At 59.7% G+C, this 14412-nt stretch carries 8 protein-coding genes and 2 pseudogenes; 4 read left to right on the forward strand and 6 right to left on the reverse strand.

Annotated elements, in window-relative coordinates:
• Positions 1 to 12 precede the first annotated feature (12 nt).
• The 3 genes and pseudogenes from KJF94_RS28825 to KJF94_RS30730 all read right to left on the reverse strand — a co-directional run.
• Positions 13 to 1755 carry a potassium/proton antiporter gene (locus KJF94_RS28825; RefSeq protein WP_214380347.1) on the reverse strand — a complete coding sequence of 581 codons (1743 nt, stop codon included), beginning with the start codon at positions 1753 to 1755 and terminating at the stop codon, positions 13 to 15.
• Positions 1756 to 2043: 288 nt separating this feature from the next.
• On the reverse strand, positions 2044 to 2916 hold the full coding sequence (locus KJF94_RS30725) for a methyl-accepting chemotaxis protein (protein ID WP_371916747.1): 873 nt from the start codon (positions 2914 to 2916) through the stop codon (positions 2044 to 2046).
• Positions 2899 to 3735: pseudogene (locus KJF94_RS30730) on the reverse strand (MCP four helix bundle domain-containing protein); the annotation flags it as partial. The gene KJF94_RS30725 and the pseudogene KJF94_RS30730, both read right to left, overlap by 18 nt.
• A 342-nt stretch (positions 3736 to 4077) precedes the next feature.
• Between KJF94_RS30730 and KJF94_RS28835 the strand changes: the two are divergent.
• From KJF94_RS28835 to KJF94_RS30740, 4 genes and pseudogenes are all read left to right on the forward strand, one after another.
• Positions 4078 to 4308, forward strand: a complete 231-nt coding sequence (locus KJF94_RS28835; protein ID WP_054053207.1) for a hypothetical protein — start codon at positions 4078 to 4080, stop codon at positions 4306 to 4308.
• Positions 4305 to 4607 (forward strand): cell division protein ZapA, encoded by a 303-nt coding sequence (locus KJF94_RS28840; RefSeq protein WP_214380349.1) that lies wholly within the window; start codon positions 4305 to 4307, stop codon positions 4605 to 4607. The genes KJF94_RS28835 and KJF94_RS28840 overlap by 4 nt, the downstream gene beginning before the upstream one ends.
• A 145-nt stretch (positions 4608 to 4752) precedes the next feature.
• Positions 4753 to 5781, forward strand: a pseudogene (locus KJF94_RS30735) (HAMP domain-containing protein); the annotation flags it as partial.
• Between the two features lie 132 nt (positions 5782 to 5913).
• Positions 5914 to 6645 carry a methyl-accepting chemotaxis protein gene (locus KJF94_RS30740; RefSeq protein ID WP_431768168.1) on the forward strand — a complete coding sequence of 244 codons (732 nt, stop codon included), beginning with the start codon at positions 5914 to 5916 and terminating at the stop codon, positions 6643 to 6645.
• A gap of 147 nt (positions 6646 to 6792) precedes the next feature.
• Here the strand turns inward: KJF94_RS30740 and KJF94_RS28850 are convergent, their stop codons facing one another.
• The 3 genes from KJF94_RS28850 to putA form a co-directional block, all read right to left on the reverse strand.
• Positions 6793 to 8595 carry an acyl-CoA dehydrogenase gene (locus KJF94_RS28850; protein ID WP_214380351.1) on the reverse strand — a complete coding sequence of 601 codons (1803 nt, stop codon included), beginning with the start codon at positions 8593 to 8595 and terminating at the stop codon, positions 6793 to 6795.
• Positions 8596 to 8745: 150 nt separating this feature from the next.
• Positions 8746 to 9663: an IS110 family transposase gene (locus KJF94_RS28855; RefSeq protein ID WP_214377344.1), complete on the reverse strand. Its 918-nt coding sequence runs from the start codon at positions 9661 to 9663 to the stop codon at positions 8746 to 8748.
• Between the two features lie 343 nt (positions 9664 to 10006).
• Positions 10007 to 13960, reverse strand: a complete 3954-nt coding sequence (putA, locus tag KJF94_RS28860) for a trifunctional transcriptional regulator/proline dehydrogenase/L-glutamate gamma-semialdehyde dehydrogenase (protein ID WP_214380352.1) — start codon at positions 13958 to 13960, stop codon at positions 10007 to 10009.
• Positions 13961 to 14412 lie beyond the last annotated feature (452 nt).

Here is a 14412-nt window from a genome sequence, read left to right on the forward strand (position 1 = left end):
GAAGTGTGGAGTTTAGAGGAAGAGTCCCGGACCCGGGCGACTTCCTTCGGGGAATCTGACGCCCACTTTGCCGATCTTGTTCCCCTCCATGACCGCGACGGTCCAGATGGTGTTGTTCCACTCCACCTGGTCACCGACTACTGGCGCACCGCCCACTTTGTGGGCAATGAAGCGGGCCAGAGTCATGTCCGGATCGATGCCTTCGACTTTCAATCCGTACAGGGCAGCAACCGCGGCCAGTTGGGCATCTCCTTCGAGTACGAAGTCGCCGAAGAAGCGCAAATCCAGACCTCGTTGCGGCGCCTGGCTGAACAGTTTTCCGAGGGCCGGCAGGTTGTGTTCATGGCCGATAACACACAGCAAATCATCGACTTCAAGCACCGTACTACCCGACGGATGGAGCAGTTGCTGGCCCCGAAACAGGGCCGCGATGCGCGTGCCTTCGGGCATTTTCAGTTCGCGAAGGGGTGAGCCGATGCACCATTTTTCAGCGCCGAGGCGATAAACGAACAGCTCCCACTCACTGGTGACATGCACTTCCAGTGCGGCGCGGGAGATCGGCGCCGGCTCCGGCGGAACGGTCACCTTCAACAGTTTCGCCACCCATGGCAGGCTCGTGCCCTGCACCAGCAGCGAGACCAGCACGATAAAGAACGCGAGGTTGAAGTACAGCTGAGCGTTGGGCAGGCCGGCCATCAGCGGGAACACCGCCAGAATGATCGGGACCGCGCCACGCAGGCCAACCCAGGAAATAAAGGCTTTTTCGCGGCCATGGAAGGCCTTGAACGGCAGCAGGCCGACCATCACCGACAATGGCCGTGCAAACAGAATCATCCACAGCGCCAGGCCCAGTGCGGGCAGGGCGATGGGCAATAAATCATGCGGCGTGACCAACAGGCCCAGCACGAGGAACATGCCGATCTGCGCCAGCCAGGCCATGCCGTCGAGCATGTGCAAGATGCCGTGGCGGCTGCGCACCGGACGGTTGCCGATCACCAGGCCGCACAGGTAAACCGCAAGGAAGCCGCTGCCGTGCAGGGCGTTGGTCAGGGCGAACACCACCAGACCGCCGGCAATCACCAGAATCGGATAAAGGCCGGTGGCCAGATTGATCCGGTTGACCAGTTGCAGCATCAGCCAGCCACCACCGAGTCCGATCACGCCGCCGATGCCGAACTCCCGCACCAGATGCCCCAGCAGACTCCAGTGCAGGCCGGTCTCGCCGCTGGCGAGCATGTCGATCAGGGTGACGGTGAGGAACACCGCCATCGGGTCGTTGCTGCCGGATTCGATCTCGAGGCTGGCGGTGACCCGTTCGTTCAGGCCCTTGCCGCCGAGCAGCGAAAACACCGCCGCGGCGTCCGTGGAGCCGACAATGGCACCGATCAGCAGGCCTTGAATCAGGTTCAGGTTGAACAGCCACGCCGCGGCCATGCCGGTCAGCCCGGTGGTGATCAGTACGCCGACCGTGGCCAGCGACAGTGCCGGCCATAACGCCACGCGGAAACTCGACACCCTGGTTCGCAAACCGCCGTCGAGCAGGATCACCGCCAACGCGAGGTTGCCGACCAGATAGGCCGTTGGGTAGTTATCGAAAATAATGCCGCCGCCATCGACGCCGGCCGCCATGCCCACGGCCAGGATAATCACCAGAATCGGGATGCCGAGGCGGGACGAAAGTGAGCTCACCAGAATGCTCGCACCTACCAGCAACGCGCCGATCAAGAACAGGCTGTTGATGGTCGTCGCATTCAAAGGCAATACTCCAGAAAGCTGAAAGGCGGGCACAAACTGACCATGCAGTCTGCGTGCCAGCGATTCTAACCTGTTGAAATGTGATGCTGTCAAAAAGGTTTTTGAAGGAGCGAACTACATCTATAGGTCGAGCGCAGTCCTGTGGCGAGGGAGCTTGCTCCCGCTCGGCTGCGGAGCAGTCGCAAACCCTGCATCCGCGTACTTTCTGAAGGAACGCGGATGCTGTTTTGGGGTCGCTACGCAACCCAGCGGGAGCAAGCTCCCTCGGCACAGAGGCAGTGTTAGCCGTTACAGGCTGAATCGCCCAACCATGTTGTTCAGGTCCAGCGCCAACCGCGACAACTCATTGCTCGCCGCGCTCGTCTGATTGGCCCCGGTCGCCGATTGCACCGACAAGTCGCGGATGTTCACCAGGTTGCGATCCACTTCCCGAGCCACTTGCGCCTGTTCTTCAGCCGCGCTGGCGATGACCAGGTTGCGTTCGTTGATTTCGACGATGGCGCTGTTGATGGTGTCCAGCGACAGGCCGGCACCACGGGCGATGTTCAGGGTCGACTCGGCACGCTCGGTGCTGTTGCGCATCGAATCCACAGCGTGTTCGGTGCCGCTCTGAATGCTGCCGATCATCCGTTCGATTTCACTGGTCGACTGCTGGGTGCGATGCGCCAGGGCACGAACCTCATCCGCCACCACCGCAAAACCACGCCCGGCTTCACCCGCACGAGCGGCTTCGATCGCCGCGTTCAACGCCAGCAGGTTGGTCTGGTCGGCCAAGCCGCGGATCACGTCCAGCACCTTGCCGATGTCACGGGATTCGTTCGCCAGGTCGCCAATCAACGTGGCGGTGCTCTGCACATCGGCGCTCATGCGTTCGATGGCGCTGACGGTTTCCTGAACCAGATCACGGCCATCGCCGGCCGAGGTGGTGGCGTTCTTAGAGGCTTCGGACGTACTCACCGCGTTGCGCGCCACTTCTTCCACGGCGCTGGTCATTTCGTTGACGGCGGTGGCGGCCTGTTCGATTTCGTTGTTCTGTTGGGTCAGGCCACGGGCGCTTTCGTCGGTGACACTGTTGAGCTCTTCGGCGGCAGAGGCCAGTTGCGTGGCCGAGCCGGAAATCCGCTGCAGGGTGTCGCGCAGCTTGTCCTGCATCTTCGCCATCGCCCCCAGCAAACGACCGGCTTCGTCTTCGCCATCAACGGTGATCGGGCGGGTCAGGTTGCCTTCGGCGATTTCTTCGGCGGCGCTCAAGGCATTGGCGATCGGTTTGGTGATGCTGTTGGTCAGCAACCAGGCAAACAGCACGGTCAGGCCGGTGGCGATGACCAGCAAGGTGATCACCAGATTGAAGGACATCGAATACTGGTCGCCTGCATCGCGATCGGTTTTGTCGATCTGCTGGGTGTTGATCTCAAGCAGCTTCGCGAGGGCCGCGTTGACTTCTTCAGAGTTGGAGAGCAACTCGGTGTTCAACAGCTTGCGCAGATCGTCGACCTGATTGTTGCGCGAGAACGTCTTCATGCGCTCTTCGAGTTGGCGATACTGCCCCAGCAACTGCACGTACTTGTCATAGGCGGCGCGCTCTTGCGGATCATCTATCAGCGGCTCGTAGATTTTTTGGGCGTCGCGGATCTGCTGGTTGCGCAGGTCGAACAGTTCCATGGTTTTCTGCTGGACATCAGGTTCGCGGTTTACCAGCAAACGATAGGACAGCACCCGCAGACGCAGGGTCAGTTGAGTGAAGTCATCGAGGCTTTTGATGCTCGGTACGCTCATGGAAGCGATGTCTTCACCGGCACCGCGAATCTTGCTCATCTGGTTCAAGGCAAACACCCCCAGAACCAGCATCAAACCGCCAATCAGAGCGAAGCCGAGGAACGCCCGCGGCGCGATATTCATATTACGAAGGGACATGGTGTTTACCGAAAAGAGCGCAGCCGTGCGGCGCTGGGACTGACGTATGGATGACTTATCGGTCATACGACTAAAGTCTTGAGTGCCTGTGCGTATTTGTCGCAGCCAGGGCCCTATCTGTAGGAGCGAAGCTTGCTCGCGAAGAACGTCCAGGCACCGGGTTCATTCAGACAGAACGCGTTATCGTTAACGTCCTTCGCGAGCAAGCTTCGCTCCTACAGGGGTAGGCGCGTTGGTTTTGACCTATGGCGACGAAGTGCAGGAACCAGATCCGCCAATCACAGTCTTTAAAGTTCGCGAGGAAGGTCACCCGCCAGCAAAATCAAGGCCTTGCGCCCCAATAACCCTGGCATCCGTGGTGACTTTTCTTTATCGTACGCGCCCTTTGAAAATGCCTGGAAAATCAAAATGTTGGAAGCATCCCTAAGCCAATTGGAACAGCTGGTCAGCGACCTTGTTCAACAGAATCAGAGCCTGCTCGGCACCAACCAGACCCTGAGCGCAGAATTGGCCCAGGCCAAGGATGAAAACGAAAGCCTGCAACTGAGCCTGATGGAACAGGAAGAAAAACAAGGCGCCACCGCCGCCCGCATTCAGGCCCTGGTTGAACGCGTCAGCGCCGGCCCGGTCAGCGCATGAGTGTCGGCGCCGCAGGGGTAAAAGTCGTCTCGATCCTGGGGGAGGACTATTCGATCAAGGCGCCGGCCGGGGAAGAGCAAACCCTGCTGGACGCCGCAATGATGTTGAAAGCCGCTTTGGCCGACACCAAAAGAAAGTACCCGACGCTGATCGGTGACCGCTTGCTGGTGCTGGCCGCGATGAATCTGTGCTCGCAGCAGATCGAAATGCAAAAGCAGCACAAGCTCGAACTCGACCGTTACCAAGAGCAAGTCAGCGCCACGGTTGAAGTGATCTCCAAGACGATCAATCAGGCCTGATCGGCTTTGCGCACAACCAAAGAATAGATTGTCGATTGCGTTGTATACAATCGGCATGGCTGTTGCAGTGTTTCAGCCTCTTATTCTTTGGGGGTGCTCCATGAAGTTCTGGCGTCGCAGTATTCAATGGCAGTTGATCCTCAGTATGGGCACCGCCCTGCTGGTCAGTATTCTGATCGTGGTTGGCATTTATACCCTCGTGGTCAACCGTCTCGCCCAGCGCTATCTGGTCGAACAAGCGCTGCCGTCGAGCATCGAAGCGATGCGCAACGACATCGAGCGCATCCTCGTGCAACCCCTCACCGCCGCCAAGGACATCGCCAGCAACAGCATGGTGCGCGACTGGCTGGCCGGAGGTGAAAACAGCGCCCAGACCGCCACGTTCGTGGAGTACCTGGAGGGCATCCGCGCCGAACACAAAGCCTTTACCGCGCTGATCGTCGGCACCGCTTCAAACCACTACTTCACTGAAAAAGGCCTGGACCGGACCCTCAGCCGTTCCAACCCCAAAGACGCCTGGTTCTACTCGTTCCTCGACAGCAACCAGCCGCGCACCCTCAATATCGACAATGACACCGCGACCGGAGAATTGGCGCTGTTCATCGACCTCAAAGTCGAGCAGGCCGGCAAAGTCGTGGGCGTTGCCGGGCTTGGGTTGAGCATGAAAGAGCTGTCGGAGTTGATCCACAACTTCAACTTTGGTGAACGCGGCAAGGTCTATCTCGTGCGTTCCGACGGTTTGATCCAGGTTCATCCCGAGGCGCAGTTCAGCGGCAAACGGACACTGGCCGAGCAAATCGGTGTGCCGGCGGCGCAAACAGTCATGGGTCAAAAAGTTGCCACCAACAGTAGCTTCGTGCGCGATGGCGAAGATTATCTGGCGTTGAGCCTGCCGCTGCGGGATCTGGGCTGGACCCTGGTGGCCGAAGTGCCACAGTCGCAGATCTACGCCGAAGCCCGCCGCGCCATGTGGATGAGCAGCGGCATCGGCCTGGCGGTGGCGTTGGTGTGCCTGTTGCTGGTGGTGTTGCTGGCCCGTGGCCTGGTGCGTCCGATCCGTCAGGTAACAGCGGCGCTGGTAGCCATCGGTAGCGGTGGTGGAGATTTGACCCACAGGTTAGATTCCAGCCGCGCCGATGAGCTGGGTGACCTGGCGCGCGGTTTCAATCGATTCCTCGACAGCCAGCGCGAGATGATCGGCGAAGTGCTGACCACCAGCGAGCGCTTGCGCACGGCCGTCGGCCAAGTGGCGCGGGTGGTGGACAACACTGCCGAGCGTTCCGGCCGCCAGCAGGAAATGACCGACATGGTCGCCACCGCCGTCCACGAGATGGGCCTGACTGTGCAGGAAATTGCGCAGAACGCCGGCAACGCGGCGGTTGCTTCGCAGAATGCTCGCGATGAGGCGATGCAGGCGCGGGAAGTGGTCGGCGGTTCGATACGGCATATTGAAAGCATGTCCGATGAAATTGGCCACGCCGCTAGCGCGGTAGGCGAGTTGGCCAATCAGGTGGCGTCCATCGATCAGGTGTTGGCGGTGATTCGCGGGATTTCCGAGCAAACCAACTTGCTGGCGCTTAACGCGGCCATCGAAGCGGCGCGGGCCGGGGATATGGGCCGTGGATTTGCGGTGGTGGCGGATGAAGTCCGGACCTTGGCCCGACGCACACAGTCGTCCACCGATGAGATTCAGCAGATGATCGGCAGCCTCAAGCAAGGCGCGGAGAATGCGGTGTCGTCGATGCACACCGGGCAAGCCGCGACCGGCACCGGGGTTGAATCGAGCCAGCGCACCGGGGCGTCGTTGACGGCGATTACCGGGCAGGTCGAGCGCATCAGCGATATGAACCATCAGGTGGCGACCGCGACGGAAGAGCAGTCGGCGGTGACGGAAGAGATAAACCGCAATGTGCAGGGGATTTCAGATCTGGCGCGGGCGACGGCAGGCGAAGTGAGAGCGTGCCGTGAGGACTGTCAAACGCTGCAGCGGTTGGCGGATGATCTGGCGCGGCAGATGGGTGGTTTCAAACTGAAGTGATGTGTTGGTTGTGCTGACGCCATCGCCGGCAAGCCGGTCTCGCTCCCACAGGATTTGTGTGTTGATCACATTATCTGTGACCGACAGAGATCCCTGTGGGAGCGAGCCTGCTCGCGATTGGATTTCAGCAGCACTACAAGGCTTTAGTTAAAACCACTCATCCTGCATCCCCAGGCATACATCATCCCGCGCCTCAAGAATCGCCAATTCATGGTGGCAACCTGGCACTTCCCAGGTCAGGAAATACCGCGCCGCCTGCAGTTTGCCCTTATAGAAGCCCACATCCGCCGCATTCCCCTTGGCCAACCCTTCCTCGGCGCGAATCGCCTGCTCCAGCCAGCGCCAGCCAATCACTGTGTGTCCGAACACTTTCAGATACAGCGCCGAGTTCGCCAGGCTGCTGTTGACCTTGCCTTGCCCCAGATCGGTCAGCAGCCCGATGGTCACGGTTTGCAGGCGTGCCACCAGTTTCTCCAGTGGTTCACGCAACGGGGTTAACGATTCGTAAGCATGAGCGCGCTCGGCAGTATTTGCGATCAGGCGGATCAGTTGCTTGAGCCCCGCGCCACCGTTCTGCGCCAGTTTGCGACCCAGCAGATCCAGCGACTGAATGCCGTGGGTGCCTTCATGAATCGGGTTCAGACGGTTGTCGCGGTAATACTGCTCGACCGGGTACTCACGGGTGTAACCGTGACCGCCGAGAATCTGGATCGCCAGTTCGTTGGCCTTCAGGCAAAACTCCGATGGCCAGGATTTGACGATCGGCGTCAGCAAATCCAGCAGCTCATGCGCCTGTTTGCGCTCGGCTTCGGTCTCCAGTGTCGTGGTGTCATCAAACAGTCGCGCCGCATATAGGCCGAGGTCGAACGAGCCTTCGACGTAGGCTTTCTGAGTCAGCAACATGCGTTTGACGTCAGCATGTTGAATGATCGCCACCGGCGCGGTGTTCGGGTCTTTGCTGTCCGGCACGCGGCCCTGTGGGCGCTCGCGGGCGTACTCCAGCGAATACAGATAACCGGCGTAACCGAGCATCACCGCGCCCATGCCAACGCCGATCCGCGCCTCGTTCATCATTTGGAACATGTAGCTCAAACCGTGGTGCGGCTTGCCCACCAGGTAACCGACGCACTCGCCGTTGTCGCCGAAGTTCAGCGCCGTAGAGGTGGTGCCGCGCCAGCCCATCTTGTGGAACAGACCGGCCAGCAACACGTCATTGCGCTTGCCCAGGCTGCCGTCATCGTTGACCAGGAATTTGGGCACGATAAACAGCGAAATCCCCTTCACCCCGGCCGGAGCGTCCGGCAGCTTGGCCAGCACCATGTGCACGATGTTTTCCGACAGCGGGTGATCGCCGCCGGAGATGAAAATCTTGTTGCCCTTGAGGCGATAAGTACCGTCAGACGCGGGCTCCGCGCGCGTACGAATATCCGACAGCGACGAACCGGCATGGGGTTCGGTCAACGCCATGGTGCCGAAAAAGCGGCCGTCGATCATCGGTTGCAGGAAGCGTTGTTTCTGCTCTTCGGTGCCGAAGCTTTCGATCAGGTTCGCCGCGCCCATGGTCAAAAACGGGTACGACGTCGATGCCGCGTTGGCCGACTGAAAGTGCGCGAAGCAGGCCTGGGACAACAACGTAGGAAGTTGCATGCCGCCAGCGTCGAAACTGCGCGCGGCGTTGAGGAAACCGGCTTCGAGGAAGGCATCCACCGCCGGTTTCACTTCCGGAATCAGAATCGCCTGACCGTCCTCATAGCGCGGCTCGTTCTCGTCTCCCTTGCGGTTGTGTGGGGCGAAGAACTTCTCGGCAATGCTGCGGGCGGTGCCGAGGGCGGCGTCGAAGGTCTCGCGATTGTGCTCGGCGAAACGCTCACGCTGGGTCAGGCCTTCGGCGTCGAGGACTTCATACAGCTCGAAAGCCAGATTGCGGGAACTGAGCAACGTCTCGGACATGGCGGCCTACCTTTTTTTGGGATGGACCGAGTCTAGGCGTGGGAATAGAGGCTGAACAGGATGATTGATAAGCGTGATGGTGGAGCAGAGCAGCGACTTAGCAGGCGCCACAAGCAACTGTGGGAGCAACTGTCTTCACCCTGCCATTCGTCAGCGCCATTCGGTGCCGTCTCTCAGCATGGCATTCAGTCTGATCAGTAATATTCGCATGCAGGCGATGAGCGCGACCTTCGCGCTCTTGCCTCGCGCCCGAAGAGCGTCATAGCGTGCTTTAAAGTCAGCTTGATAGCGGATCACTACCCAGCAGGACATGTAAAGCGCACGCCTCACACGGGCTCTTCCACCATAGATTTGGCGTTTCCCGCTGTGATTGCCGCTGTCATCGTTGCAGGGTGCAATTCCTGCCAGTGCGGCGACCTGGCGACGGTCAAGCTTGCCCAATTCGGGCAAGTAAACCAGCAAACTGGCAGTGGCGACCGTGCCGATACCTTTAACAGAGATGAGCCGCTCGGTTTTTTCTGCGTCCAGGTCGTGCATGCTCTGGTGGATGGTTTTATCGAGCTGCTTGATCTGAACTTGCAGGTAATGAATATGGCCTTTGATTGCCGCCACAACAGCGGGTAGCTGAGCCTGCTGAAGCCGGCGCTTATTGTCGTCCCGTTGCTGTACGAAGTGCTCGCGTTGCTGAACCAGCTCGCGCAACGCTTCACGCTCAGGCGAAATGACCTTGTCGCCGTCCATCTTCAAGACCTCGGCGAAATCGGCCAACACAGCTGCATCGATCAGATCGGTCTTGGCATTTTTGCCCATCGCCACGGCGAAAGCCCTGGCCCGGCGAGGATTGATCCTGAGGACATTGAAGTTGGCACCTAGCAATGCGGCCATGACCTTGCGCTCGTAGCCTCCCGTGGCCTCCAGCAGAACTCGGCCAACCTCGTACTGGCTCAAGCGCTGAAGAAGCTCAACACAGCCTTCTGAGGTGTTTGAAAGCTCAAAACCTTCACCGTCTGGTTGAACCCAAACAACGAGGTTTGATTTGGAGATATCGATGCCGACCCAGGAAATCATGGCAAAACCCTCTTACACTCAGGAGTGAGAGCGCTCTGGCTTTGCCCACGCTTGTGATTTCGAGTGGCTGCTCGTCCAACTGTTCGGGCTTATGGGCCAGAGTGGAAAGGTGAATGGCAGCTTGGCTCCCACACGTGCTTTAAGCACCGCGGACTCACAGCTTGCCATTCACCCCTCTCACCCCAGAGCTTATTCCTAGATCTAGACACAAGCGGGCTTGCCCGCGATGGCGTCAGACCAGTCAACATCTAAGGTGACTGATACATCGTTATCGCGGGCAAGCCCGCTCCCACAGGTATTGCGTAAACCAGGTGCCTATTGCGGGCACCAAGTCTTGTTTCGTTTAGCCGATAGTCATCAAGCTGGCATTACCACCCGCCGCAGCCGTGTTAACACTCAACGCCCGCTCGATCACCAGACGCTCCAGCGCAATGTTGGTCTCGCCCTGGGACAACCCATGAACCCCGACAATCGCCCCGGCACGCTTGGCCACTTGCTGGCAAACCGCGCGCAGCTGATCGGAATGGCCGTGATGCAGAACCGCATCAAACACCACTTCGTCCTTGTTCCAGTCGGCAACCAGTTTGATCTTCGCCTGAATTTCCTTCGGCAGACGTGCGAACAGTGCCTTGGTCAAGTCAGCTTCCGGCCACACCGCCGAACCACCTACCGCCAAAACCGCAGCCAGTTGAGTCAGCAGATCGCCTTCGACTTCCGCCAGGCACAGCACATGTTCACGCGGCAGGATGGCATAGCTGTTGCGCTCGCCGGTCGGGCCGGCCAGAACACGGGTGATCCCGCTTTGCGATTGCGCCGCGAATTGAACGCACAGCGTGCTCAGGTCGCTGAACTTGTTGCTGTCGGCCCAGGCTTGCAGCGCGGTCAGCGGTTTGCTCATGGCGTCACGCAGACGAACATCCGGTGCAGTGACGGCGTCGCCACGAGCGAAGGATTGTTCGATCGCATCGGTAGGACGCGTCGACAGCAGGCGGTACAGGTACAACGGACCACCGGCCTTCGGACCAGTACCCGACAGGCCTTCGCCACCGAACGGTTGCACGCCGACCACGGCGCCAACGATGTTGCGGTTCACGTAGACGTTACCGGCATTGACGTTGTCGATCACCTTGGCGATGGTTTCGTCGATGCGCGTGTGCACGCCCAGCGTCAGGCCGTAGCCGGAAGCGTTGATCTGGCCGATCAGTTGGTCGATGTCCTTGCGCTTGTAGCGAACCACGTGCAGCACTGGACCGAAGATCTCGCGTTGCAGCTCATCGAAGCTTTCCAGTTCGATCAGCGTCGGCATCACGAAGGTGCCGCGTTTGACTTCTTCAGCATCGGCGATGGCCACCTGGTACACGGTGCGACCTTTGTCACGCATGGCCTGGATGTGCTTCTCGATGCCCGCCTTGGCTTCGGCGTCGATCACCGGGCCGATGTCCACGGACAGGCGCTCCGGGTTGCCGAGGCGGCATTCAGCCATGGCGCCCTTGAGCATTTCGATGACACGGTCAGCGGAATCTTCCTGCAAGCAAAGTACACGCAGAGCCGAGCAACGTTGACCGGCGCTGTCGAAGGCCGAGGACACCACGTCGATCACAACCTGTTCGGTCAATGCCGAGGAGTCGACGATCATCGCGTTCTGGCCGCCAGTCTCAGCGATCAGCGGAATCGGACGACCCTGTGCATCCAGGCGACCGGCGACGTTGCGTTGCAGCAAGCGAGCGACTTCGGTGGAACCGGTGAACATCACGCCTTTGACCCGATCGTCACCGACCAGACGGGCGCCAACGGTTTCGCCACGGCCCGGCAGCAGTTGCAGCACGCCTTCCGGAATCCCGGCTTCGAGCAACAGGCGTACGGCTTGAGCGGCGACCAGCGGGGTTTGTTCTGCAGGCTTGGCCAGTACCGGGTTGCCGGCGGCCAAAGCAGCAGCCACCTGACCACTGAAGATCGCCAGCGGGAAGTTCCACGGGCTGATGCAGACCACCGGACCCAACGGGCGGTGGGCGTCGTTGGTGAAATCGTTGCGCGCCTGCACCGCGTAATAACGCAGGAAGTCCACGGCTTCGCGCACTTCAGCGATGGCGTTAGCGAAGGTCTTGCCGGCTTCGCGAGCCAGCAGGCCCATCAGCGGCTGGATCTCGCCTTCCATCAAATCGGCGGCACGTTCCAGAATCGCGGCGCGTTCGGCGGGCGGGGTGGCCTGCCAGATCGGCGCAGCGTTAAGGGCGCACTGGATCGCGTTGTCGACGTCTTCGACGCTCGCTTCCTGCACGTGGCCAACGACGTCGCGCAAGTCGGACGGGTTCAATACCGGTGCAGGCGTTTCAGTACTGGAGATGCAGCCGAGCATCGGCGCGGCTTTCCAGCTGTTGTGAGCGGTGGCCAGCAGGGCGCAGGACAGCGAAGCCAGACGATGTTCGTTGGCCATGTCGATGCCGCTGGAGTTGGCGCGCTCGGTACCATAAAGATCACGCGGCAGCGGAATACGCGGGTGTGGCAGGCCGAAGCCGCCTTCCAGCGTCGCCATCTGCTCGATGCTGGCCACTGGATCGGCCACCAGCTCCTGGATCGAAATGGATTGGTCGGCGATGCGGTTGACGAACGAGGTGTTCGCACCGTTTTCCAGCAGGCGACGCACCAGGTACGCCAACAGTGTTTCGTGAGTACCGACCGGAGCGTACACGCGGCACGGACGGTTCAACTTGCCTTCGGAAACTTTTCCTACAACCTGTTCGTACAGCGGTTCACCCATGCCGTGCAGGCACTGGAACTCGTATTGGCCCGGGTAATAGTTCTGACCCGCGATGTGGTAAATGGCCGACAGGGTGTGGGCGTTGTGCGTGGCGAACTGCGGATAGATGACTTCCGGCACCGACAGCAGTTTGCGCGCGCAGGCGATGTAGGAAACGTCGGTGTACACCTTGCGGGTGTAGACCGGATAGCCTTCCAGGCCTTCGACCTGGGCACGCTTGATTTCGCTGTCCCAGTACGCGCCTTTTACCAGGCGGATCATCAGGCGATGACGGCTGCGACGAGCCAGGTCGATCACGTAATCGATCACGTACGGGCAACGCTTCTGATAGGCCTGGATCACGAAACCGATGCCGTTCCATCCGGTCAGTTGCGGCTCGAAGCACAGGCGTTCCAGCAGATCCAGCGACAGCTCGAGGCGGTCGGCTTCTTCGGCGTCGATGTTCAGGCCGATGTCGTATTGCTTGGCCAGCAGGGTCAGCGACAACAGGCGCGGGTACAACTCGTCCATCACGCGCTCGTACTGCGCACGGCTGTAACGCGGGTGCAGTGCCGACAACTTGATGGAAATGCCCGGGCCTTCATAGATCCCACGACCGTGGGACGCTTTGCCGATTGAGTGGATGGCTTGTTCGTACGAGGCCAGGTACTTCTGGGCGTCGTGCTCGGTGAGTGCGGCTTCACCCAGCATGTCGTAGGAATAGCGGAAGCCTTTGGCTTCGAACTTGCTGGCGTTGGCCAGGGCTTCGGCGATGGTTTCGCCGGTGACGAACTGCTCGCCCATCAGGCGCATGGCCATGTCGACGCCCTTGCGGATCATCGGCTCGCCGCTCTTGCCGATGATGCGGCTCAGGGACGAAGTCAGGCCTGCTTCATTATGGGTGGCGACCAGTTTGCCGGTCAGCAGCAAGCCCCAGGTGGCGGCGTTGACGAACAGCGATGGGCTGTTGCCCAGGTGCGGCTGCCAGTTACCGGTGCTGATTTTGTCGCGAATCAGTGCGTCGCGAGTGCCTTTGTCCGGGATGCGCAGCAGCGCTTCGGCCAGGCACATCAGCGCTACGCCTTCCTGGGACGACAGGGAAAATTCCTGCAACAGGCCCTGAACAATCCCGGCACGGCCGCCGGCGCTCTTCTGATTGCGCAGTTTCTCGGCAATCGAGGCAGCCAGCTTATTGGTGGCTTCGGCCATGGCGACCGGCAAGCGAGCCTGTTCGATCAGCATCGGCACCACTTCCGGCTCAGGGCGACGGTAAGCAGCGGTGATCGAAGCGCGCAGCACCGATTGCGGCAGGATGCTTTCGGCGAATTCGAGGAAGCACTGGTGCGCGTGGTCGACATGGACTTCGCCACTGTCGTCAGCCTCTTTGGCGGTCAGGCCGTTCAGCTCGGTCAGGGTTGCACCACCCTCGAGTTTTTCCAGGTAATTGAAAATTGCCTGCTTGATCAGCCAGTGCGGCGTGCGATCAATCGAGGTCGCGGCGGCCTTGAGGCGCTCGCGGGTCGGGTCATCAAGTTTGACCCCAAGGGTGGTGGTAGCCATATTTTTATCCTCATGTTTGCCACGACCGCGTGGCATCAGCTGGCCGCAAGATTAGCTGGGCAATCTTTGAGGTGCAACCGGGTGCAACCCTTTTTTTGTCGGAATAATAAGCAGCTCGTCAGGAAATAAATTCCGGTACGAACGTACCGCACTTGCTTGGTGCTTTTAATTCTAGCAACGGTCGTTCACTGCGCTAAAAGGAAGCAAAAACCACCTTTTTTCGGGTAAATCCGACTAGGTGCAACTTATTCTCAAGAAATGGGTTGCACCTTATTTGCTTTGTTGAATAGCATTCGCGGCCAAGGTGCAACCGGTCAAAAAAGACAGGTGCACCGGCTGATGGCTTTCCTGGGGAAACATCAGTCATAAATGCGCGGGATCCACAATCGTCTGCCAAACGTCGTCGTTTGCGAGCGGTTAACAAAAACCGCCGCTACATAAAAACAAAGCCA

Source organism: Pseudomonas hormoni, assembly GCF_018502625.1.
GTDB lineage: Bacteria > Pseudomonadota > Gammaproteobacteria > Pseudomonadales > Pseudomonadaceae > Aquipseudomonas > Aquipseudomonas hormoni.

Bases quoted from the DNA above. Each gene is read 5' to 3' on its own strand.
- KJF94_RS28850 (WP_214380351.1), bottom strand. From the start codon at position 8,595: ATGTCCGAGACGTTGCTCAGTTCCCGCAATCTGGCTTTCGAGCTGTAT.
- KJF94_RS28840 (WP_214380349.1), top strand. From the start codon at position 4,305: ATGAGTGTCGGCGCCGCAGGGGTAAAAGTCGTCTCGATCCTGGGGGAG.
- KJF94_RS30740 (WP_431768168.1), top strand. From the start codon at position 5,914: ATGGTCGCCACCGCCGTCCACGAGATGGGCCTGACTGTGCAGGAAATT.
- putA (WP_214380352.1), bottom strand. From the start codon at position 13,960: ATGGCTACCACCACCCTTGGGGTCAAACTTGATGACCCGACCCGCGAG.
- KJF94_RS30725 (WP_371916747.1), bottom strand. From the start codon at position 2,916: ATGGCGAAGATGCAGGACAAGCTGCGCGACACCCTGCAGCGGATTTCC.
- KJF94_RS28855 (WP_214377344.1), bottom strand. From the start codon at position 9,663: ATGATTTCCTGGGTCGGCATCGATATCTCCAAATCAAACCTCGTTGTT.
- KJF94_RS28835 (WP_054053207.1), top strand. From the start codon at position 4,078: ATGTTGGAAGCATCCCTAAGCCAATTGGAACAGCTGGTCAGCGACCTT.